At 68.5% G+C, this 22,537-nt stretch carries 18 protein-coding genes; 5 read left to right on the top strand and 13 right to left on the bottom strand.

The window, feature by feature from the left end; genetic code table 11:
• Positions 1-253: 253 nt before the first annotated feature.
• Complete coding sequence (locus ABZS71_RS31080) at positions 254-1,120, top strand: helix-turn-helix transcriptional regulator (RefSeq protein WP_356215351.1); 867 nt, start codon at positions 254-256, stop codon at positions 1,118-1,120.
• Complete coding sequence (locus tag ABZS71_RS31075; RefSeq protein WP_356215347.1) at positions 1,117-1,329, top strand: DUF397 domain-containing protein; 213 nt, start codon at positions 1,117-1,119, stop codon at positions 1,327-1,329. The genes ABZS71_RS31080 and ABZS71_RS31075 overlap by 4 nt, the downstream gene beginning before the upstream one ends.
• 89 nt (positions 1,330-1,418) lie before the next feature.
• On the opposite strand, the gene ABZS71_RS31070 is transcribed toward ABZS71_RS31075, so the two are convergent.
• The 5 genes from ABZS71_RS31070 to ABZS71_RS31050 all read right to left on the bottom strand — a co-directional run bounded on the left by ABZS71_RS31070 (position 1,419) and on the right by ABZS71_RS31050 (position 11,257).
• Positions 1,419-2,087 (bottom strand): hypothetical protein, encoded by a 669-nt coding sequence (locus tag ABZS71_RS31070; protein WP_356215345.1) that lies wholly within the window; start codon positions 2,085-2,087, stop codon positions 1,419-1,421.
• Between the two features lie 409 nt (positions 2,088-2,496).
• Positions 2,497-5,694, bottom strand: coding sequence for a type I restriction endonuclease (locus ABZS71_RS31065; RefSeq protein ID WP_356215343.1), 3,198 nt, complete (start codon positions 5,692-5,694; stop codon positions 2,497-2,499).
• Between the two features lie 2 nt (positions 5,695-5,696).
• Positions 5,697-6,947 (bottom strand): restriction endonuclease subunit S, encoded by a 1,251-nt coding sequence (locus ABZS71_RS31060; protein ID WP_356215341.1) that lies wholly within the window; start codon positions 6,945-6,947, stop codon positions 5,697-5,699.
• Entirely contained in the window at positions 6,944-8,953 is a 2,010-nt protein-coding gene (locus ABZS71_RS31055) for a class I SAM-dependent DNA methyltransferase (RefSeq protein ID WP_355845360.1), read from the bottom strand. Before ABZS71_RS31055 ends, ABZS71_RS31060 begins: the two co-directional genes overlap by 4 nt.
• Before the next feature lie 90 nt (positions 8,954-9,043).
• Positions 9,044-11,257 (bottom strand): N-6 DNA methylase, encoded by a 2,214-nt coding sequence (locus ABZS71_RS31050; RefSeq protein WP_355845542.1) that lies wholly within the window; start codon positions 11,255-11,257, stop codon positions 9,044-9,046.
• 269 nt (positions 11,258-11,526) lie between these two features.
• Here ABZS71_RS31050 and ABZS71_RS31045 point away from each other — a divergent pair, with 269 nt between their 5' ends.
• The 3 genes from ABZS71_RS31045 to ABZS71_RS31035 all read left to right on the top strand — a co-directional run bounded on the left by ABZS71_RS31045 (position 11,527) and on the right by ABZS71_RS31035 (position 14,446).
• Positions 11,527-11,943 carry a hypothetical protein gene (locus tag ABZS71_RS31045; RefSeq protein WP_356215339.1) on the top strand — a complete coding sequence of 139 codons (417 nt, stop codon included), beginning with the start codon at positions 11,527-11,529 and terminating at the stop codon, positions 11,941-11,943.
• A gap of 422 nt (positions 11,944-12,365) precedes the next feature.
• Positions 12,366-13,649, top strand: coding sequence for a DNA sulfur modification protein DndB (locus tag ABZS71_RS31040; protein WP_355845354.1), 1,284 nt, complete (start codon positions 12,366-12,368; stop codon positions 13,647-13,649).
• Positions 13,650-13,807: 158 nt separating this feature from the next.
• Positions 13,808-14,446, top strand: a complete 639-nt coding sequence (locus ABZS71_RS31035; protein ID WP_356215337.1) for a hypothetical protein — start codon at positions 13,808-13,810, stop codon at positions 14,444-14,446.
• Between the two features lie 490 nt (positions 14,447-14,936).
• Here ABZS71_RS31035 and ABZS71_RS31030 read toward each other — a convergent pair whose 3' ends face one another.
• From ABZS71_RS31030 to ABZS71_RS30995, 8 genes are all read right to left on the bottom strand, one after another.
• Positions 14,937-15,197 (bottom strand): cold shock domain-containing protein, encoded by a 261-nt coding sequence (locus ABZS71_RS31030; RefSeq protein WP_355845348.1) that lies wholly within the window; start codon positions 15,195-15,197, stop codon positions 14,937-14,939.
• Positions 15,198-15,376: 179 nt separating this feature from the next.
• Positions 15,377-16,132, bottom strand: coding sequence for a GntR family transcriptional regulator (locus ABZS71_RS31025; RefSeq protein WP_356215335.1), 756 nt, complete (start codon positions 16,130-16,132; stop codon positions 15,377-15,379).
• 200 nt (positions 16,133-16,332) lie between these two features.
• Complete coding sequence (locus ABZS71_RS31020; protein ID WP_356215333.1) at positions 16,333-16,539, bottom strand: hypothetical protein; 207 nt, start codon at positions 16,537-16,539, stop codon at positions 16,333-16,335.
• A gap of 501 nt (positions 16,540-17,040) precedes the next feature.
• Positions 17,041-17,907 carry a PhzF family phenazine biosynthesis isomerase gene (locus ABZS71_RS31015; RefSeq protein ID WP_356215331.1) on the bottom strand — a complete coding sequence of 289 codons (867 nt, stop codon included), beginning with the start codon at positions 17,905-17,907 and terminating at the stop codon, positions 17,041-17,043.
• Between the two features lie 7 nt (positions 17,908-17,914).
• On the bottom strand, positions 17,915-18,796 hold the full coding sequence (locus tag ABZS71_RS31010) for a phytanoyl-CoA dioxygenase family protein (protein WP_356215329.1): 882 nt from the start codon (positions 18,794-18,796) through the stop codon (positions 17,915-17,917).
• A 320-nt stretch (positions 18,797-19,116) separates the two neighbouring features.
• Entirely contained in the window at positions 19,117-19,869 is a 753-nt protein-coding gene (locus ABZS71_RS31005) for an iron-containing redox enzyme family protein (protein WP_356215327.1), read from the bottom strand.
• A 222-nt stretch (positions 19,870-20,091) separates the two neighbouring features.
• On the bottom strand, positions 20,092-21,408 hold the full coding sequence (locus tag ABZS71_RS31000; RefSeq protein WP_356215325.1) for an ATP-grasp domain-containing protein: 1,317 nt from the start codon (positions 21,406-21,408) through the stop codon (positions 20,092-20,094).
• A gap of 32 nt (positions 21,409-21,440) precedes the next feature.
• Complete coding sequence (locus ABZS71_RS30995; RefSeq protein ID WP_356043280.1) at positions 21,441-22,535, bottom strand: DUF1611 domain-containing protein; 1,095 nt, start codon at positions 22,533-22,535, stop codon at positions 21,441-21,443.
• Positions 22,536-22,537: the final 2 nt, after the last annotated feature.

Genomic DNA, 22,537 nt, shown 5'->3' with positions numbered 1-22,537 from the left:
GCCGCGCGGGGTGGAGCTGAAGCGCATCGCGAAGTGGCCTGTGGGGTTGGTGGGCCGGGGGACGGGGTCGGGGGCAGCGGTCTCACTGTTCATGCTCCATTGGTCCCGGCGGTGGCGTAGCGTCACCAGTGGTGACGCGCCGTCGCGTGCTGGTTGTACGCGACGGGGCGGGAGGTGTACGAGGCGCGCCGCGTGACCGGCTCGGGGTGGGCGCGTTGGGCCGGGGAACGGGGCCGGGGAGGCGGTGGAGCCGATGGAGTCGGTGGAGCGGGGCGAGGCCGAGGGTGTGCGGGATGACGCCGGGCCGAGGCCGGAGGACGAGCCGGGATCGGGCGTGGTGACGGCGTTCGGGAGGCAGTTGAAGCTGCTGCGGGTACGGGCGGGCCTGGATCGGCCGGAGTTCGGGAAGCTCACGGGCTACGCGGCCCAGTCGATCGCCTCCTTCGAGCAGGGGCGGCGGATTCCCCCGCCGAGGTTCATCGACCGCGCGGACGAGGTGCTGGACGCCGGGGGCGTCCTGAAAGCCCTGAAGGAGGAGGTGGGGCGGGCGCAGTATCCGGCGTTCTTCCGGGACATGGCGCGGTTGGAGGCGGGCGCGGTCGGCCTGTGCGTGTACGCGACGCATGCGGTGCCGGGCCTGTTGCAGACAGAGGAGTATGCGAGGGCTGTTTTCCGCATGCAGCGCCCGCTACTTGATGACGATGTCATTGAACAGCGTCTGGCGGCTCGGATGGTGCGGCAAGACATCTTCACTCGTCGATCAGCACCGCTGCTGAGCTTCATCATCGAGGAAGTTGTGCTGCGCAAGCCAATCGGTGGATGGGCGGCACTCCGGGGGCAGTTGGAGCAAATCCTGCTCGTAGGGCAGAACCGCAACGTGGAGATTCAGGTGATGCCGACTGAGCGAGAAGACCATGCAGGGCTGGGCGGCCCCTTCAATCTGATCGACACTGCCGAAGGGCGACGCATCGCGTACACCGAGGTGCAGGACGACAGCCGCCTGTACACCAGTGCGGGAAAGATCCGTGAGCTCGAAGCCCGATATGGCATTCTCCGGTCACAGGCGCTCACCCCCTGTGAGTCGCTGGCCTTCATCGAGGAACTGCTGGGAGAGAGATGAGTGTTCAGCACACCGAGTCGACCGTGCCGGTGTCGGCCTGGTTCACGAGTAGCTACAGCAGCGGCGGGGGTGGCGAGTGTGTCGAGGTCGCAGCCGCCGTCGAGGGCATACACATCCGGGACTCGAAGGTCCGATCCGGACCGGTTCTGACAGTCACCCCCGAGGCGTGGGCCGGGCTCGTCCGGCTGGCCGCCGACCAGGCCGTCTGAGCCGTACCTTCGTAACCGGCGGGGCCCAGTCGCACAGGCGGCTGGGCCTCACGGGTTGCCCGGTCGGCTGCGGCAGAAAGACGCCCGCGCTACTTCACGTCTTTGGCCAGGACGGCGACGGCGACCCTGCCCACCACCCTCGTCAGGACGTAGTTGGTCGAGCCACTGAAAGCGACGCCTACGCCGGCGGGTATCGCCTTGGCCATCGCCTTCTGGGTGAAGGTGATGGACACCCGCTTGAACAACTGCTTGATCGTGACCAGGGCGGGCCCCCGCAGGTACAGGTAGACCAACTTCTCGGCGATCTTCATGACCGCTGCCTTGCCGCCCTTCGCCGCCATCTGTTCTGCCGAACTTGCCAACGCGAGCACGAAGGCGAGCTGCTTCTTGTCCTCATCGCCCAGCTCGGTCTCGTACACCTCGACCAGGCACATGCACATGTCGACCTGGAGCTTGAGTGCTGCGGCAGCATCAGCGGCACCGCCGCCCAGGACTGCGACCGCCGTCCCGATCCCCGGAATCACGCTCGGAGCTGCGGTGGCCGCCCCAGTGGCCGCCGAGAGTTTGGCGTACCGGCCTATGATCTTGGCGGCGATCCGGCGCTTGTCCTCCAGGCTTTCGGGCTTCCGCTTGAACTTGGCCTCGAAAGTCGCACGGTAACCGTCTACGAGCTTGGCGGCCGCCTGCGGTGTGATGACGATCGTCTCGACGGCCTTCTGGAGCCGAGACGGTTCGAGCTCGTCTGCCGTGTGGTTCATTATTTCCCCTCCAGATCCGTTGCACCTCATGAAGAGGACAACTTGCACTGCGCACAGTTTTTGACGCAGAGATCCGATGACATGTGCAGCCGATCCCCGATCCTGACTTCACGAGTTCGGTCTCGCGGTGGGCCAGGCGAGGAGTGGCCGCGGCTGATCCATCGCCGCATTGCCAAGGAGCGTTGCGCCGCTCCAACAGGGCGCACCGCGCCTCGACAGTCTCGACCTGCCACTGGAGCATCCCGTTGAATCTCGTTGTCCATCGCCCGCTCCTGAAGTGGCTTCTCGTAGTTGAGAGGAGGCAGAAGGCCGCAGCGGCCCGCGCCAGTGCTCCGTGCCGTGGTTCGGCTGTGCTTATGACGTTCTCCAAAGGGCGCCCCGGCCGGCATATCCAGCCGGGGCGTACGCATCAGACGTCGTCGTCCAGGCCCGCCTCGCGGCGGATCATCCGCCAGGCGGCCTTGCGGGCGCTGCGGTCCAGGCTGGACTTGAAGCCCTTGTCGGGGCCGAAGTACTGGCGGCCCAGTCCCGCGATGGTGTCGATGTGGTCGGCCATCTTGTCCGCGAAGACGTTGTCGAAGACAAGGCCGAAGTTGTCCTCGCCGTTGACGACGGCCGCCGCCCGCACCTTCGGGTCGGCCGTGGCCTCCTCGAACGGGCGGATGAAGTCCTGCTCGGTGAAATCGGTGCCGAAGCGTGCGTTGAACTCCTCGATCAACTGCGACAGCAGCGACTTCTCCGCTTCCTTCGCACCGCCCGAGCCGTCGCCGAAGCCCTGCATAGTCGTCGGCCCCTCGGAGGTGAGGGAGACGTTGTACTCGCCGGTCTGGTCCACCCGGATAGCGCTGAGCTCGACCTCGCCTATGTCCACGCCACCGTCCGCGCGGCGCGGCAGCCGGTTGAGGAGGTAGCGGCCGTAGAGGTGCAGCCGCTCCAGCTCGGCGTCCCGGTAAGGGACGATCTGCGCGAGGAAGCCGTACTTCCTGACGTAGTCGTTGAGGTCGGCGCGGAAGCCCTCCGCCGTCTCCTGGTCGTCCTCGTCCTCGCTGTCCTGCAGAGCGGTGAAGCGGGCGACGGCGGGCGAGAGCAGCCGGTACAGCTCGGCGTGCAGCTTCTCCCACTTGGACTGTGAGCCCGCGGCCTTCTCCTTGGCGGCGAAGTACGCGGCGGCGAACTCGTCCATCTCCTGCCCGGACAGGATCGCCGCCTGCATGACCCGGCTCTGCGCGGTGTAGAGCAGGTTGGGGTCGGAGGGGAGGGTGTTCGCCTCCTCGAAGTACGGGCGGAAGGACTCCTGTATGTCGTTGGCGTCGTTGACGAAGTCCAGGACCGCCAGGTCCGCCTGGGTCTTGCGCTCGGCGGTCCGGTTCAGCCGGGACAGGGTCTGGACGGCGGAGATGCCGGTCAGTGACTTGTTGACGTACATCGTCGTCAGCAGCGGCTGGTCGAAGCCGGTCTGGTACTTCTCCGCCACGACCAGGATCCTGTACTCGCGCTGGCCCGCACCGCCGGCTCGGGCGGCCTTGTCGTCGGCACGCGTGTACGCGAACGCCTTCGGCAGCGCGCTCTCCGACAGCCCGCCGTTCTCCTTCGGCTCGGTGGTCTCCTTGCCGTCGATCGTGAGCGAGCCGGAGAAGGCGACGAGGACACCCAGGTCGGGGTACTTGGTGTCGTAGTCCCGGTCCTTGATGTAGCTCTTGATCGCGCGCGCCATCTGCACGGCGGACTGCCGTGAGGCGGTCACCACCATGGACTTGGCCCGACCGCCGAGACGGCCCCGGCTGTGCGCCACGAAGTGCTCCACGATCACCTGGGCGTGCTGGGCGACCGTCGAGTCATGGGTCAGCGCGTACCGGGCGAGCAGGCCGTTCGCCTTCGACGGGTCGACCTCCCGCTCGTCGGGATTCTGGTTCACCAGCTTCCAGTACGTGTTGTACGTGACGTAGTTGCGCAGCGGATCGAGGATGAAGCCCTCCTCGATCGCCTGACGCATGGAGTACGTGTGGAAGGGCCGGTAGGTCGCCTTGCCGTCGATGTCCTGGAGCGTGCCGAAGAGTTCGAGGGTTTTGGCCTTCGGCGTGGCGGTGAACGCGAAGTAGGAGAGGTTCGCGGCGCGGGAACGCTGCTCGGCCCGCTTCTTGAGCTGCTCGTCCAGGCTGGCGGCCTCGGCCTTCACCGTGGTCGCGCCCGCGTCGTCCGAGTCGGAGTCCAGTCCGAGGTCGCGCAGGGCGGATCGTACGGCGGTGGCGGCGTCGCCGGACTGCGAGGAGTGCGCCTCGTCCACGATGATCGCGAAGTGGCTGCCCTGGATCTCGGTGGGGTTGCGCTGGAGGTAGTCGAGCAGCGCTGGGAACGAGTGCAGTGTGACGGTGACGATTTTCCCGGTGTCACGCGAGAGGGCCTTCGCGAGCTGCTCGCCCTTCGCCCCGTGCTTTTCGTCGATCTTCACGACAAGGCCTGCGGTCTGCTCGAAATTACCGATCGTCTCCCGGAGCTGTGCGTCCAGGTTGCGGCGGTCGGTGATGACGATGACCTTGTCGAAGACCGGCACACCCGGCCTGAGGCCCTTGGCCACGGCCTCGGCGTCGAGTTCGCGGAGGTCGGTGGGGGTGTGCAGGTCACTGAGGCGGTGCGCGAGCCAGCCGATGGTGTTCGACTTGCCCGAGCCGGCCGAGGCCATGACCAGGTAGTCGTGTCCCGCGCCGTGCGTTGCGGCGTGCGCGGTGAGCTTCTTGACCGCGTCCCACTGCTGGAACCGGGGGAAGACCATCGTCTTCGTGCTGCCGCCACCGGGCGTCTTGCTCTTGTGCAGGTGCACGAACCGCTGGAGCAGGTCCAGCCAGTTGTCCGGCTGCCAGACCTGCTCCCAGAGGTAGGAGGTCGCGTACGTGCCGAAGGCGGTCGGGGCCGGGTTGCCGGCGCCGCCCGGCTGACCGGGGCCGTTGGAGCCGGTGTTGAACGGGAGGAAGCGGGTGTTCTTGCCCTTGAGCTGGGTGGCGACGAAGACCAGGTCCGGGTCGACGGCGAAGTTCGCGACGACTCGGCGCGTGAAGATCAACTCGGTGGGGTCGCGGTCCGTGCGGTACTGCTCCTTGGCGTGCTCCACCCCTTGCTTGGTCAGCGGGTTCTTCAACTCGGCCGTGGCAACGGGGATTCCGTTGAGGAAGAGGGCGAGGTCGAGCCGGTTGCCCCAGTCGGCCTGCTTCGTCGCATACTCGAGTTCGCGGACGACGGTGAGGCGGTTGGCCCGGTAGCCGTCGAGAACAGAGTCGTGGGCGACGAGGTTCGGCTTGAAGTAGGCGACACGGAGGAGGACACCCCGGTCTTTGACGCCGTTGCGGAGGACGTCGAGGAGGCCGTTGGTGGCGATGGCCTGGTCGAGGCGTCCGGCGAACCCGCGCTGCGCCTCGTTCGGGTCGCCGCCGTAGACGGTGAGCAGCTCGCTCCACTCGTCGGGCTGGGTCGCCCCGATGAAGGTGAACAACTCGTTGGTGTCCAGGCCGAGATCGGCCCGGTAGTCCTGCGAGCGGGCCTCGCGCCAGCCGCGCTCGACCATGGCGGCGACGATGGCCTCGCCGAATGCGGACTCCGTGTGGATTGGACTCATGGCTACGCGCCCACTCCGTCCGTTGCGTTGCGCCCGCTGGCGGTGAAGACGTCGAACTGGCCGGTTACGGCTGCAGTGATTAGGGCCTGGCGGCGTTCGGCAAGCAGTTCCAGCAACTGCTTTGCTCGATTTTGCAGAATTCGCGACGTCGCCAGCTGTGAGTCTAGGATTTCCAGCGTCGAATGCTGCCTCTCCCTATCAACGAGAGGGACGAGCAGATTTCCGTACTTCTCGGCATTGACGTTCTGAATTGTAGCCTGGATGGCGCCTTCGTCAACTTGTTGCCAATACTTTGCGGTTTGGCAGAAATGCCAAATCAGGCGGGGTAGGGTGAGATTTCTGTTTACGCGCGCCCTGATCAAATATCCTGCATGTGCAGCCGGGCCATACTGTGACTCGTAGACGAAGCTCTTCCCTACAGTAGCCCCACTGCGCACGAAGAGCAGATCTCCGTCGCTCAACATGTAGTTGCGGGCAACGTCGGGCGGCAGCGAAGCGAACGTCTCGTCGCGTAGCCTACCGTCGTTAGCGATGTCCGTCGTCCGAATATATCGAGGCCAGTCGCGCCGATCATGTTCAGTTGACTCATTTGCGCCGTACGACATTGGCACGGTCAACATGCGCTTAAGACGCACACTGCTAGAAGAGGCATTGGACAGCGTCAGCTCAGTGGCCACCCCTTCGCGCTCTTTGAGGCGTTCAATCAGGAGAACCTGAGTTTTAGCCAAGTCGTCCAGCCGCGAGGTCTCAGCGTCGAGGAAGTCGGCGATGCGGCGCTGCTCCTCCAGCGGCGGCAGCTCAATCGGGAGAGCGCGCACCCGCTCGGCGCTGATGTGGTAGATATTCGCACCGGATGCAATGGAGGCGAATACGCCACTGCCGAACGTGGAACGAGCCCACCACTCGAGAAACCGCCCATCAGCGCGATCGTCCCTAGGACGCAGCCGGAGCAAGGTGTTCTGGAAACACACGACGCCGTCAATCTCGCCCCGCCATACAGCAGAGGCACCAACAGCGCTGATGCTCCCACTGCCTTCTGTGATGAGAACGTCTCCAGGGTGGAGTGAGAAAGTCTGCTGTTCGGCCGGCGTGAAATTCATCTCCTTCACGTCGCTGAGATCCAGCACGCCATCCTTGACGTTTGCCGCGCGAAGGTAGGGGACCATATGCGGCCCCGAATCGTGCTGCGGCGCACGCTGTCGTCCCAGCGCCACCTCGGCTGCGGCTCGCAGTGTGGTCGATCGTCCGCTCACTGGGTCACCTCGCCCAGCAGCGCCTGAATCTCCGCCTCCAGCGACTTCAACTCCGCGTCGATCTCCGCCAACGGCCTCGGCGGCTTGTACACGTAAAAGTGCCGCGTGAACGGGATCTCGTAGCCGATCTTCGTCTTCGTGTGGTCGATCCACGCGTCCGGGACGTGCGGCAGCACCTCGCGCTTGAGGTAGTCCTCGACGTCCTCGCCGAGCGGAACGTTCTCGTAGTCCCGCAGGTCCCCGTCCGGTTCCGGGGTCCCCTTGAGCTTCTGGACCTCGCCCTCCGGGTCCCGGACGCCGATCGTCTCCCGTACCGCCTTCGCGAACGGCGCTCCCGACGGCCAGGTCAGGCCGGCCGCGACCACCGCGTCCTTGAGCGCGATGAACGCCTCGGACTTCGTCGGCCACGTCGAGCCGAGCAGCGTACGCACCGCCGCGACGAACTCCTCACTCCGCTCCAGCTTCGCCACCGGCTTGGCCTCCGCCAGCGCCGCCAAGGTCTCCTCCGTGACCTCGAAGCGCAGCTTCAGCGGTCGTTCGACGGTGATGCGCTGGTAGCCGAAGTCCTCGTTGGCGAAGACCTTGACCTTGCCGTGCAACGGGTGCTCGGGGTCCTTCGCGACCTGGACGGCCTCCGCGTACAGCCGGGTGATGTCGCCGATGTGGTCGGGGCGGCCGTTCGTCCCGTCTCCGAGTTCCTTGCGCTTGTCGCCGAGCGACTTGCGCATCTTCACCCACTGGTCGCGAGCGTCGAGCAGGACGACCTTGCCCTTGTGGTCGGCGTCCTTGCGGTTGGTGAGGATCCAGAAGTACGTGGAGATACCGGTGTTGTAGAAGAGCTGGTCCGGGAGGGCGACGATCGCCTCCAGCCAGTCGTTCTCCAGGATCCAGCGGCGGATGTTGGACTCGCCGGACTCGGCCGCGCCCGTGAACAGCGGGGAGCCGTTGAAGACGATGGCGATGCGGGAGCCGCCCCCGCCGTTCACATCCACCGGCTTCATCTTCGAGATCATGTGCTGGAGGAAGAGCAGCGAACCGTCGTTGATGCGCGGCAGGCCCGCGCCGAAGCGGCCGGCGTCGCCGAGCGACTTGTGCTCGTACTCGACCTCCTCCTTGACCTTCTTCCACTCCACGCCGAACGGCGGGTTGGCGAGGATGTAGTCGAACCTGCGGCGGGCGTGGCCGTCGTCGGAGAAGGAGTTGCCGAAGCGGATGTTCTCCGGGTCCTGGCCCTTGATCATGAGGTCGGACCGGCAGATCGCCCAGGACTCGGGGTTGAGCTCCTGCCCGTACACCTCGACCGTCGCGTCCGGGTTGAGGGCCTTGATGCGGTCGTCGGCGGCGCTGAGCATGCCGCCCGTGCCGCAGGCCGGGTCCATGACCGTGCGGACGACACCCGGCAGGCTGAGGGCGTCCGCGTCCGGCGCCACCAGCAGGTTGACCATCAGCTTGATGACCTCGCGCGGGGTGAAGTGCTCACCCGCGGTCTCGTTCGACTGCTCGGCGAAGCGGCGGATCAGCTCCTCGAAGATGTAACCCATGTTGTGGTTGGGCACGACATCGGGGTGCAGGTCGAGGCCGGTGAAACTGCCGATGACCCGGTAGAGCAGGTTCGCGCCGTCGAGCTTCCTGACCTGCTGGTTGAACTCGTACTTGTCGAGGACCTCGCGGGCGTTGTCGGAGAAGGCGCCGACGTAGATCTGCAGGTTCTTCGCCGCGTTCTGCGGGTCGGCCGCGATCTTCCGCAGCGTGAGGTCGCTCTTGTTGTAGAAGGAGTGACCCGAGGCCTTGCGCAGGAAGTGGTCGGTGTCGATCTCCTGGCCCGCGAACCTGGCGACGGTCTCGACGACCTTCTCGCGCGTCGGCTCCAGGACGCACTCCAGGCGGCGCAGCACGGTGAACGGCAGGATGACCTTGCCGTAGTCGGACTGCTTGTAGTCGCCACGCAGGAGATCGGCGACGGACCAGGCGTGGTTCGCCAGCTCCGTGTGCTTGCTGCTGTTCAAGAGGTCCCGGCTTCCTTCCGAAGAGCACCGTCCGGGCGGGGGACGGCAGTAATCCAGTGTGGTCGTGTGCGGTGGGACGTGTGGGGCGTTTCAGGGGGAACCGCCGTCCGGGGTGTCCGGTGGCAGGAGTACGCCGGCGGTGAGGCCGGTGGTGAGGGTGGCCGCGGTGTCGGCGGCGAGGTCGGCGGTTCGGCGGACGGCCGCACGCAGCTCGTACACGCGGCGGAAGGCCTCCCCGTAGCGCCTCTGCTCCTCCAGGGGCAGCAGCGGTACGCGCAGGCGGCCCGGTGTGACGTGCACGAGGGTGGAGCCGGTGGACGCGGAGGCGATGTTGTCCTCGGCGCCGAGGAACCCGGCCAGGAACCACGGGTCGAGGCGGGCCGGGTCGGGGCGCAGGAGGTGGACCTGCGGACCGAGCAGGGCTCCGGCGTCCCGGTCGTCCGCGACCCGGGTCATCGCGGCCGCGTCGCCGCCGCCCGCGACGGCGCGTACGAGGACGTCCCCGGCGGCGACGGGCTGCGCGGCGTCCGCGTGGATGTCAACGGCCCTGCCGGACGGGGGGTTTGCGGCCGAGATGTCCTGGGCGGTGAGGACCGGCCGGTCCACGGTGGGGGCGGCGCCGCCCTTGGAGCCTCGGGTGCCGGGCGTCGCCGCCCGCAGCACGGTCAGGGCCCCGCCGCGTGCCAGGTCGGAGACGGTCGCCGTACGCCACTCGCGGGCCGAGGCCCCGGACGGCTGCCACCCGCCGGACGCGGAGGCGGCCGCCAGGGCGGCGACCTGCTCGGCCAGTTGGCCGTGCAGGTCGTGGACGCGCCGGGCCAGGGCGGCCGGGTCGATGTCGGCTGCGGTCGCCCGCACATGGCGGGCCGGGGTGACGTCGACCATGTCGTCGAGGAGGTCGACGAGCGGCACCGCGCGGGCGACGCCGGGCTCGTCGGCGTAGGTGTCGGCGGCGGTGGTGAACGCGGCCCACTGGCCGAGGACCCGGTCGGTCAGCCCCGCCCAGTCGAAGGAGGAGGCAGAGGCGGAAGAGGCAGAGGCAGAGGAGGCGGCGGAAGAGGAGGAGCCGGATCGGCGGGGGCGTGAGCCGCCGCGGGTGCCGGCGCCGGCCGTGGCCGTGTCGGTGGCGGACGGCGTGCCCGCGGCGCCGTCCCGCTGCTCGCCCTCCCCGTCGACGAACAGCACCGTCGTACGGTCCGTGCCGCCCGGCTCGGGGCGTTGGAACACCCAGATCTGCAGGCCGATGTGGAGCGGATACGCGGCACGTGCCGGGAGTGAGACGACGGCGCGCAGGGCCCCGCTGCGGATGAGTTCCGCGCGGATGCGGCGGCCGGAGGAGCGGAAGGCGAGCGCGGGCGGCAGCAGCATGACCGCGTGGCCGCCGGGCTCCAGGTGCGCGAGAGCGTGTTGCACCCAGGCCAGTTCGGATTCGAAGCGCGGTGGGACCCCGTACGCCCACCTCGGGTCGTAGGCCAGCTCGTCATGACCCCAATCGCGGTCGGCGAACGGCGGGTTGCACAGGACGGCGTCCACGGTGACGTCGGGGAAGGCGTCGGCGCGCAGGCTGTCGCCGAGGCGGATCGCCGTCTCGGCCCCGGGCGCGGCGAGCAGCAGCCGGACCGCGGTGCGCCGGCCCTGGACGGGGAGCGAGTCCTGCCCGAACAGCTCCCGTGCGCCCTGCCGGGCGGCGGCGGCGAGGAGCGTACCGCTGCCGCAGGCAGGGTCGAGGACGCGGGACGCGCCGGCGGGCAGGAGCCGTGCCATGAGCAGGGCCAGGCCCTCCGGGGTCTGGTAAACGCCGCTGGCGGCGCCCTCGTCCAGTTCGCGTTCGGCGAGGACGTCGACGGCGGCCTGTGCCCCCGCCTCACGGACGCAACCCAGCAGCGCGCGGACCGCGCCCGCGTCGTCCGGACCGTAGCGGACCGGCTCGGCCTCGGGCACGGCAGCCGGGAGCTCGCCCGCGGTCTTCTCCGCTTGGGCGATCAGCTGGTCGTCGGGCACGGCGGTGAGCTCGGCCAGCTCCTCCGGCGTCCGCCGGGACGCGGCGGCCACCAGTGGGAACAGTCGCGCGGCCACACCCGAGCCGGGTCCCAGTAGCCGTAGCGCCGTACGCAGTTCCTCGGTCGGCGAGGCGGTGGAGGTGTGCCCACGTCCCCGCAGCCATGCCTGGACGGCCGTCAGGTCGTAGAGCGGGCTGGCTTCCGTGCCTGCGCTGGGGGCCGGGAAGTCGTCGTGGCGGCGGCGCCAGTTGCTGACGGTGGCGCGCGTGACCCCTGCGATGCGGGAGATCTCGGCGGCCGTCACATGCGCGGAGGGCGCAGGCTGGGCTGGTGGCTGCTGGGGCATGGCGTGGGGTTCCGCACCTCTCGGGCCAGTCGGGCAGTGGACGGTTAACAGACTACAACGGCCGTCAAGTCCGTGAAGCTGATTGACGGTGCTTTCAGTGGCGTGCTTATCTAGTCCTGCTTCCGAGTGGAAGCGGCGGCCCGGGTGCTCTGTTGTGTCCGTGCCGCGCATCGGATCTCTCCACTCACGGCCATCGCCCATCGCGCATCGCAACAGGAGGAACCCAGATGACCACCCAGCCCCCGCAGCAGCCGGGATACGCGCAGCAGCCGGGATACCCGCAGCCTCCCGTGCCGCCGAAGAAGCGGTCCAAGGCCAAGCTGGGCTGCCTCGGCGTCCTGGCCGTGATCGTGATCGGCGGTATCGCGTCCGCCGTGGGGTCCGGCTCGGACGACTCCTCGGCCGGCGCCGCGTCCTCCGCTGCGTCTACCGGGTCCTCCAAGGGCACCAGCTCCTCCAAGAGCCGTGGGTCCTCCAAGGGCACTGGCTCCGCCAAGGCCGCCGCGCCCCAGCAGTCCACCGTCGACGCCTTCAAGGCGTACGTGAAGAAGCACGAGTCCGCGAAGACGCGGGAGGCCGCGGCGCACGTCACCAAGGTCCAGGGCGCCGAAAGAGAACGGCCTTGTCACCGTCTACAACGCTGACGGCGACATCCTGAGCAACGGCAAGTACTGACGTGGTAGCCGGAGCCCGCGCCGTCCCGAACCCGCCTGTCGACCCGGCAGTTCCCCTCTCCCGGCACCGCCGCCGACCAACCTCCGCCGGGAGATCCCAGCACGGCCGGCGGCCCGCCAGAGGCGGCTATGACGACAGCCCGCCAGAGGCGGCTATGACGACAGAAGGCCATACCGAGTGTCGCTCCGGCTGGACACAACCGCCTCGCCTCCGGTCACGCCGCGCCCGACGAACGCGCCGACTTGGAGCTGTTCCTCACCGTCTACGGCCGAGTCCACCCGCCGAACGCCGGCGGCACCTGACCCGCATGCCCCACCCGGTGGGCGTCATGCGCTGCCCGCCCTCTCTCCCGCTGCCCCCGAGGGCTACCTGCTCGGAAAGGAAGTCATCCATGACCATCTCCGTCGACTCGTCCCGCCTCTCCTTGGTGCGTGAGGAGTCCACTTACCTGGCGATCCGCACCAGCCAGGGCGGCCGGACCGTCTACACGACCCGCATCCCGCTCGCCGATCTCTCGGTCATCCTCACCATCCCGGACCCGGCCAAGCCGGATCCGGACAACCGCAAGGTGGACATCGCCCACGCCAAGGGCTTCGGCCAGTACCTCGCCGACAATCCCGGCTGGGTGGCTCCGGCCCTCCTCATCCGCGACACCGGCGGCTGCCGCTTCGAGCCGATCAGCGAAGACGGCTCGGTCGGCTACCTCACCGTCCCGTGGTCGATCGGCGGCATCGGCCGCCTGATCACGATCGACGGCCAGCACCGCATCCTCGGAGTCCACCTGGAGAAGAAGCGCATCACGGACGAGGTCTCCCGCATCGACCGGGAGATCCTCCGCGCTAACGAGGCCAAGAAGGCGAAGCTGGAGCAGGACCGTGAGACTCTGATCGGCCGAATGCAGCGGCTCAAGGACGAGTTCGTCGGCATCGACATCTACGTGGAGCCCGACGGCGTCAAGGGCCAGCAGATGTTCGTCGACGTCGCGGACAACGCCAAGGGCATCTCCGGTGCCGTCCGGGCCCGCTTCGACACCTCGCGCATCGCCAACCGCACGCTCAGCGACATCGTCACCCACCCCCTCTTCCTGGGCAAGATCGACATCGAGCGGGACCGGATGACCCTGACCAACCGCAACCTGATGGGCGCCAAGCACGTCGCCGACATCACGCGGGCCGTCATCGCCGGTCCCGGTGGCCGCGTCAACAAGAAGGTCGAGTCGCTGACCGACAACGAGGTCATCGAGAGCGTCCGCGGCTTCCTGGATGTCATCTCCATCGCTTTCACCGCGCTCGCGGAGATCACCGAGGAGGACGTGGACAACTACGACCCCTCGCTCTCCGAGAAGAAGAAGAGCGAGCCGCCGGCGCCCCCCACCAAGGCCATGAGGCTGCGCGAGTCCTCGCTCCTGGGCTCGGTGGGCATGCTCCGCGTCCTGGGCGGCGTCTACCGCAATCTGCGGGAGGCCGGGGCCGAGGACGGCGACATCCAGGAGTTCTTCAAGCGGCTCGACCGGCACATGGCTGCCCCGGTCACCGAGGACAGCATCTGGCGTACCACGAACGCGGACGAGGACTTCGAACCGAACGCCTCCGCCCCGATCATGCGTCAGCAGAACGTCGTGCACCTGACCAAGGTGATCACGGACTGGTACAAGAAGGCCCCGGCCGCCATCTGACCGGCGAGCAATTCCGGAGCCCCGCCACATCTGGCGGATTCCAGGGGGCATGGCAACACAGTGATGGCGCCTGACCCACACGACCAAGCCCGGCGGGCGTCACGCGCCCGCCCTCTCTCCCGCTGCTCTGTTGCGAAGGTAAGGAGGCAACAACTGTCATGGGTCGTCGTTCTCCCCTCGCCCACGCACCCCGCCACGCCACCACCTCCACTTGCCGCCAGGTGTGCGGGAACGACAAGGTCAAGGCCGTCGCCGGGCCGATCGTGCTGGCCACGGACGCCTCGGTCGGCCCGGACCGGGTGGCCTCCGGCTACCTCGCTACTACCGGCCACACCGGTCTGCGCGCTCACCTCTACCCGAAGTACCTCGTGCGCCCCCGCTCCCGCGTGGTCGTCACCGAACTGCGCGCCGTGTACTGGGGTCTCAAGGCGGTCCTCCCTGCACACCCCGGTCGGCCCATCGAGGTCCGTGTGGACAACCTGCAGGCGCTGCGGCACCTGCACAGCTGGCAGCAAGGCGAGACGGACATGCCCGAGGGCTATGACACCCACCTACGCTCCCAAGGCCGCAAGCCGAGCCTGTTCAAGCTGCAGTTGCTCGCCGAGTACACCCCTGACCTGACCTTCGTCCATGAGAAGGCCCACGCCGGTCACCCCCTCAACGAGGCCGCCGACTCCCTCGCGAAGCTCGGTCTGCGATGCGTACGCGGCGCCGTCCCGCGCACCGAACTCCCGCGCCTGGTCCCATTGTGGGCCGCTGGCGGCCTCGCCGACTACCGGCGCTCCCGGGCTGCCTGACGCACAGCGAGCACCAACGGCGTCAAAGAACGCTAAGTCGTCGGCTTGGGTCATCACTTGCGGACGGTGCGCGCGTGACGCCGGCAAGTGGTCGGAATGGACGTTGTAGAGGGCGACCGCGGGGCCCTTGTCGGGCTTGAGGGCGCCGATGTGGACGGGGGCGTGCCAGCGGCGGCCGAGCGAGAGGGGGACGAAACCGGGGGAGTCGCCCAGGGGCCCCACGCAGGATGCTGCCTGCCAGCGCGTTCCCATTCGTTCCCATGCAAGGCCAAAAAGCCCCTCGGAGATCACTTCCGAGGGGCCTTTCTGGTGCATCGCGCCTGGTCAGGCATAGTGCCCCCGGCAGGATTCGAACCTGCGACACCCGCTTTAGGAGTTCGATCACCGTGCGGTGCAGGGTGCTGAAACGGCTTTGAACGGCTCGTCGTTGGTCCAGCCGTGGCCACTTCGGTGTGGCAGCGTTGGCGGCCGTTGATGTCAGGTGTGGATGTCAGACAGGCCTGGGGATGATGCTCACCGCGCGGTAGTCGTACCCGTCCTGCTTGAAGCCGGGTGCTTCCCAGATGAGATCGACCTGTTGCCCTGGTGACAGCGTGCGAAAGCCGGGCGCCTGAATGTCGGCGAAGTGGCCGAAGCATCCTCCGGGAGTCTCGGGCGAGTCGAGCACACCCCACCCCTCCTCGTCGCTCCACTCACGCACAGTCGCAGTTACGACTGCGGGGACCTTACGGGTCCCTCTGCGGCGACTCATCTACCTCTCCCCTCATCTGTTCCACAAGATCACAAGAGGCCTGATCCGTCAGGCTCACACGGTCCTCCGTGGGAAGCACTGTGACACTGGCAGTCGGGAGGCTCGAAAGATTTACGGGTGAAGCGAGTAGGTGGCCCGCGTAGTGGATTCCGTCGGAGGGCTCGCTGCGGACGGCGCGATCACCGGTTGATCGGGATCTCGTAAACGATCTCGCAGTGAGCGGCGGGCACCACGATGTCCGCCGTCTCAACGGGCCGCCCGTCGTCGCTGTAGTACGTCCGCCGGATGTGCGTAACGAGCGCGGCCTTCTGGATGCCCAGTAGCGACGCCTCCTCGGCGCTCGCCTGCCTTGGCTCCGGCTGCTCCACGGCATGGCTGACCGTGACCCCGATCGCGGCCATGCGGTTCACGACCCCGGCGCCCGCGTGGGGCCCACCTTCGGGTAGTACGACGAGAGTGCCGGCCGTGAGGTCGTACGGCTCCCAACTCGTCGACAGCTGCACCGGTCTGCCGTCCGCCAGGAACTCGTATGTCGTGCGGACGCACAACTCGCCCTCGGCGATTCCGAGTCGCGCCGCGATCTCCCTTGGTGCCGGCACCTTGGCGTCCGTCCGGCTCTCCCAAGCCCCTTGTCTGCCCACGGCCTTCATGTCGGCCCGGAACGGCGATCCGCTGGGCTGCTCGCGCGCGGTTGACCGGACGACCCGTACCCGCTGCCGGGGCTCGGCGACGTACGTGCCCGATCCGGCCCGTCCCTCCAGCACGCCCTGAGAGATCAGCAATTCCTGCGCCCGGCGGACCACGTTCTCGCCCACGCTGCACTCCTGGCCGATCTGGGCGCGGGAGGGCAGACGGTCGCCCGGTTCCCATACGTGCTCCGCGATCCGCTGCCGAAGTTCGTCGGCGATGCGGAGATAGGGCGGCTGCTCAGGCATATGGAAAATCTAGTCCACTAGCTCTAATCTCGTTAAGTAGCTTCACTCAAAGTGATCGCTGATGACGGAGGCTGCCCTGTGCCCGCGGTGCTAATGAGCCGCACGCGAGCGCAGGCCGTCCATCAGCAAGTCGAGCAGTGCCGCCGCCTGTTGGGCGCGGTCTGGTTCCGGTTGGTGTTCGGTGGCCAGGGCCACGGCGTTCACAAGTTTGACAGCTGAGGGACAGAGACGTCGGGCCGTACGCTCCGGTGTCGCTGGGCGCGGTCGAGCAGCGACGCGGCGGCCGCTTCCAGGGCGCGATGGCACCAGGACGCGTCCGCGCTCCCCGCCGCGACCACGCTCGCGGTCAGGCCGCGTGAGGTGCTGATCTGCGCAGTGGCGGCGCTGAGCCAGGCGCCAAGTGCCACATCGGGCGAGGGGGCGTCCAGCAGCGCGGGTCCAGGACCTTCGGGGACGCGTGCGTGTGCCTGGGCGTGGTGCAGTCCATGGGACGCGTCGCCTCCGCCCTGGACACGCGGTCGCCGAGGCGACGAACTCGACGCTGAAGGCCGAGTACATCCACCGACACCACTTCCGCACCCGGGGCCGAGGCCGGCATCAAGATCGCGACCTGGATCACCGACTGGTACAACCCACACCGTCGGCACTCCGCCTGCGACTGGCTGTCACCCATCGCACGACCCGCCATGGCAACTCCCGGCTCAAGACCGACCTGTTCCTGGCCGGCTCCACCGCCGCGCGCAGCAAGACCACCCACCTCGGCCCCGACCACTTCACCAACCGGCTCGGCGAGGAACGGCACACCCGCCGCATGATCGCCCAACTCGCCGCCCTGGCCTCGACGTCACCGTCACCCCGCGCGAAGAGGCCGGTTGACCTGCACCTACGCCGAAAGGGCTCGGTCATTTTCAAGAGAGCGGATGGGCCGGTTGCTCCGTCAGGACCCGTGCGGTGCCGCCGAGTTCGACTCGCAGGTCCGGTCCCGCCGTGGCGGTGATGGTGGCGTGGCTGCCGAGGGCGTCGCCCATGTCGACGGCGATCCGGTGGACGCCCCGGCCAGCCAGGTGTGCGACGAGACAGGCCGTGCTGTTGGCGTTGGCGAGGTCCTCTGGAACGCCGATCGAAGGGGCGAACATCCGGGCCGCGAGCGCGCCCTCGGGCGAAGGCTCCGAGTGGACATACGCGCCGAGCAGGCCGAACCGGTCGCAGGCCGCCCTGAGGCGTTCGAGGTCCGGGCGTAGCGCGGCGAGCGCGGCCCGGGTGGGGACCGGCACCAGAATGCGTTCGCGGCCCACGCCGGCGATCCGGACGTCCGGCCCGGCCTCGTCCGGCGCAAGACCGAGGGCCGGAAGAACGAGGGCGCGTTCCTCTGCGGTGGGTTCGCGCAGGTCAACGGGTCCGGGGTCGAAGGCGGCGGTGATCAGCTCGCCGGCACGCTCGGCCCGCCCGGCGAAGACGCGCCCCCCGGCACGGAGGGTGGCCCGGTAGGGCCCGACACCGCCGTGCCGTGCCGCGAGGAGGGCGAGGGCGGCGACCGTGCCGTGACCGCAGGCGGGCAGTTCCCCTTCCGCGGTGAAGAAGCGCAGCTCGGTCGTGTCGTCGGCGTGACGTACGTACACAGCGTGCGAGGTGCCCCGTGCGACGGGGATCCGGCGCCGCTCGTCGTCGCCCGGCGGCGGGCCGTCCGCGTCGTCCTCCAGGACGACGGCCGTGGGGCTGCCGCCCGCGCCGCCCCGCAGGCAGGCGCGGACGACCGTCACGTTCGGCGTGCTCATGGGGCTGTCACTTCGTCTCCTCCAGCGTGGCGTACCCGGTGGTCGCCGCAGTCGCGGTCTTGTTGGCGCCCTCCTGGAGCTGGAAGAGCGAGCCGAAGGGGCGCTCCGCGAGCGGGAGGCGCCACGCCCCGGCTTCCACACGTGCCGTGTCCGACACGCTACCGCGCAGCAGCTTCACTCCGGGCTCGTTGTGGCCGGCGTGCGGGCCGAAGTGGATCGGGTAGGCGTCGGCCGCCCGGTAGGCCGGCAGGAAGGCGCGGCGGTACCGGTCGGAGCGGTTCGGGGAGGAGTAGTGCAGGAGCAGGCAGTGGATGAAGACCACGCTGCCAGCGGGCGCCTCGATGGGCACGGCGAGCGCTGGGTCGGGGGCGTCGGCACCCGTCACCTTGCCGCGGAAGTGGCCGTCGACGTAGTGGTCGGCGAGGCCGCGCCGGTGAGAGCCGGGGACGGCCTGGAGGGCGGAGTTCTCGGTGGTGGTGTCGTCGAGGTAGACGAGGGCCGTCACCAGGTCGGTGTTGGTGTGGGGGTAGTAGCCGAAGTCCTGGTGCCACTCCACGACACTGCCCACCTGCGGGGCCTTGAGGTGGAGCTTGCTGTAGTGGAACAGGATGTCGGGGCCGATGAGTGCCTCGACATGGTCGAGCAGTTTGGGGTGGGCGGCGGCCCGCTCGAACGCGGAGTGCTGTTTGGTGGGCGACCAGATCCGGCGGGCCATGCCGTTGTCGCCCGGCTCCACTTCGGCGACGGAGCCGATGTCAGGGACGTCCAGGATCTCCGTGATGGCGGTGTTGAGCTCGGCGACTTCGCTCGGATCGAAGAGACGCTCGGCGACCGCAAAGCCGTTCTCGCGGTACTCCTTGACGAGCGCGGCTGTGTCGGGTGCGGACATTCGCGGGGTTCCTCTCTGCTGGGCGGCGGGGGTGCGGTGGGGTGGGGTCCGTACGGGTCCGCCGGGCGACGACTGCCCGGCGGACCCGCGATGGCTCAGAGGCGCCACCGACCGGCATCGCAGCTGGGCCCCGCGCGGGCCGGGCAAGGCGGCCGGGAGCGTCCCTCGGCCAGGGCGCTCGCCAGGATCGCCCGCTGTGTCTCCGGCTTCGAGGCGGGGACGCGGAAGGTCCCCGTGAAGCTCCCGATCGGTTCAACCCTCAGGCGCATGGGGTCTCCGACGTGCTGATCCTGTCGTCGGCGTGGCCCGGGACGTGCGGGTCACACGGCGGCGGTCTGCGCGTGCTTGGCGACGGTGTCCTCGTAGATCTCCCGGAAGAACATCGCGAGGATCTCCTGGACGTCGTCGATGTACTTGAACACCTGCTCAAAGTCCTCCTCGCTGAAGATCAGCTGGTGGAGGATGTCCCACATCTCCTGGGAGTGGTCTTCGGTGCTGTCGACGTGGAGGTGGGCGGCCTGACCCTTGACGTTCTCCTTGCCGAGCCGCTCCTGGAGGTTTTCGACGATGGCCGGCTGGAGCTTGATCTGGGTGTACTCGACCAGGTAGTTGGAGACGACCGGGGCGAGGGCCGACTCGTGCTCCAGGGCGTAGTAGAAGAAGCCCTCGAAAAGGCGGGTGGAGAGGTAAGGCTCGGTGGCGAGGATCTCTTCCTCGGTGACGCCGGCGGCCGCGGCGTCGCTGATGTACAGCTTGTCGTGGAGCATCTCGTCGGCCTGGTACTGCGCGTAGTCGCGGGCGGCCCTGGGCGCGACCTGGGCGATCTTGTAGATGGCCTTGGACTGGCTGACCCGGGAGAGGCGGATCCGCCACACGTGCTCGATGAGGGTGCGGCGGTAGTACGCCTGGTGGAGCTCAGGCTCGGTCAGGTGGGACGCGAAGGGGACGGTGGCCTTCCACTCCGCCATCTTCTTGTCCAAGTAGCGGTCGAGCTCGGCCTTCTTCAGACGGCTCTGCTCCTCGTTGTAGAACGGCTTCGGGTGGTTGATCCCGGTGTTCTGCACGCGGTTCATCGCGTTCTCCTTCACGAGAGGGTTGGCGGGTGGACGTCCACGGAAAAGTCAGAGTGTTTGCCGCCCGGCGCGGCGGCGGGGTCGTGGGCGATCCGCTCGGCGACCCGGGTGAACCCGGAGGTGTGGACCCGGGCGGACGAGGTTCTCGCAGCCGCACAGCGGGACGGTGGCCCGGATCTCCGGTTCGGCGCCCGCGTACAGGCCGAGGATCGGGTCGTCGGGTCAGCGGTAGCGGACATGGAAATGCTCCGTCGCGTGCCGGTCGAGGAAGGCGGTCTCGGCGTCGAGGTCGTCGGCCGCCACGTCCCACAGGGCGTCCATCAGGCAGATCGCCCGGTCGGACACATCGAGTCGGGTTCCCTCCGCCACGTGGATGCGCAGGATCCGGGGCGGCCGGGTGGGCGGGTCGAAGCCGATCGCGTCGACGGTCCGCCCCTTCTCTCCGTACTTGCTGAGGAACACGCTCGCCTGGACGGGCGCGCCGGTGCGCAGGGCCTCCAACTGGGAGGCGCGGATGAGCCGGTCGTGGAAGGCGTCCCGTTCGCCGTTGGGCAGCCGCAGGGACTCGACCCACAGGTCGAGGAGGGAGTGCCCGGTGACGGTCTGGACGCTGGCGTCGATGAGACTGCCGCCGACCCGGGGGTTGATCTCGATGATCTCCCAGCGCTTCTTCGACTCCCAGTACTTGACCTCGATGTGGAAGGCGCCGGCGGTCAGCCCGTGCTCCGCCAGCGCGGCGAGGCAGCGGGTGACGTAGTCGGATCCCTCCAGGACGAGTTCACGGTCGATGCCGACGGGCGGGCTGACCGACATCCCCTCCAGGGTGGTCCGCTCCAGGCGTTCCACGCGGGCCTTCTCGTGGACGCACAGGTGGTGGACCCGCCCGTCGAGGACGAAAGTCTCGAAGCTGAACTCCGGGCCCTCGACGTATTCCTCGACGAGGAAGTCGTACCGGTCCATGAAGATCGCCTTCATGCGCTGGTCGGCGCGCATCTGCTCCTGGATTGCGGGCAGGTCGGCCAGGTCGTCGGCGTCCTCCAGGACGAAGGTCGCGAAGGACGAGGCACCGCGCACCGGCTTGACGAACCAGCGTGCGGAGGGGTCGAGTTCGGGGGTCACGCCGGGGGTGAGCCGGCGTACCCGGACCTCGCTCAGTCCCTCGGCGAAGAGGTAGCGGCGCAGTTCGTACTTGTCGAGGCAGAGCCGCAGCGCGGGCTCGGCCGAGTCGCGCGCGCCGAGCCGCTCGTTGAGCTCGGCCATCAGGAGCCGGTAGCCCTCGAAGGTGGCGAGGGCGGCCTCGACCCGGTAGCCCCGTTCGGCGAGTTCGCGAACGGCCTTCTCGACGTCGCTGGAGCGCAGTTCGGGTTCCTCGGTGACCACGCAGTCCGCCACGTGGCGGCGGCTCGTGTCCAGGACCCCTGGCGTCTCCGGCCGGGAGCTGAGGGCGACCAGGGTCAGGCCGAGCCCGGCGGTGGCCGCGGCGACCTCCTCGGTGTACGACTTGCCTTGGTGCATGAGGAGCAGGACCGCTCTCTTCATCTGTGCACCTCCTTTGAGTTCCGGGTCCGCCCTCAGCGCTGGCGGACCGGCAGCCGGTCCGCGGTCTCGCGCTGGTGGGCGCGCAGGATGTCCACGAGCTGGGCGGCGCCGCCCTCACGGACCGGGTCGACGACAGGCAGTCCGGTATCGGCCTCCAGCTTCTCGGCCTCACGGCGGTAGTCCTCCTCGGTGAAGCCGCTGCTGTTGACGCTGACGGCGGCGACCTTGGCGGGCCGTTCGAAGACGGTGAGCTCCTCGTTGATGCGGATGAGCTCGGGGATAGGGATGATGGGCGTCTCCCAGACCTTGGTGCGCTCGGCGCCGAGGCGGTGGCAGAAGACCAGGGCGTGCGGCAGGGCGCCGTGGAGGATGGCGAGGGCGACGCTGCTGAACCCGATGTGGTTGAGGGAACCCTGGCCCTCGACGACGACCCATTCGTTGTCGGCGGCGGCCTCCATGACGACCTGCTCGACGGCGCCGGCCATGAAGTCGCCCGGTACGCCGTCGACCGCGACGCCATGGCCGGAGATCATCATGCCGCTCTGGCCGGTGGCAGCGAAGCCGGTGGGGATGCCCCGGCGGTTGGCCTCGTTCCAGATCTCCAGGCCGGCGGTCTTCTTGCCGATGTTGGAGTCGCTGCCGCACGTGTGGATGACCCAGGTGTCCAGGTCCAGGACGCGGGCCTTGTTGAGCGGCACCTTCGGGGCGTCCTTGGTCTCCCAGACGGTGATGCCCTTCTCACGGACGGCGCGGGCGATGTCCGGGTCGCCGGTGAGGCGGAAGTGGATCGAGTTGATCAGGTGGAGGCCGTTCTGGACGGCCGCGAGGAGGTGCGGCTTCCAGCCGGAGGGCAGTTCGGCGGAATGCAGGCCCTTGCCGATGACCAGGACCTCGGGGCGCAGGTGCAAAGCGTCCTCGACGCGGCCGACGATCGGGATCGGGCCGCCGTAGCCGAGCTCGTCCTGGACGGTCCGGCCGGCCTTGCGGCTGTCGATCACGGCGACGCAGCGGTCCCCGCGGTAGCGGATCAGTGAGGCGGCGATCTTGCTCGTAAAGAGTCCGAAGCACCCCTCGGCGAACACCACGAAGTTCTTGTCGACCAGCTCCGCATGGTTCAACTGACCCACGT

This window comes from Streptomyces sp. NPDC005393 (assembly GCF_040606675.1).
Classification (GTDB): Bacteria; Actinomycetota; Actinomycetes; order Streptomycetales; family Streptomycetaceae; genus Streptomyces.
This window is presented reverse-complemented; position numbering and strand designations above follow the sequence as displayed.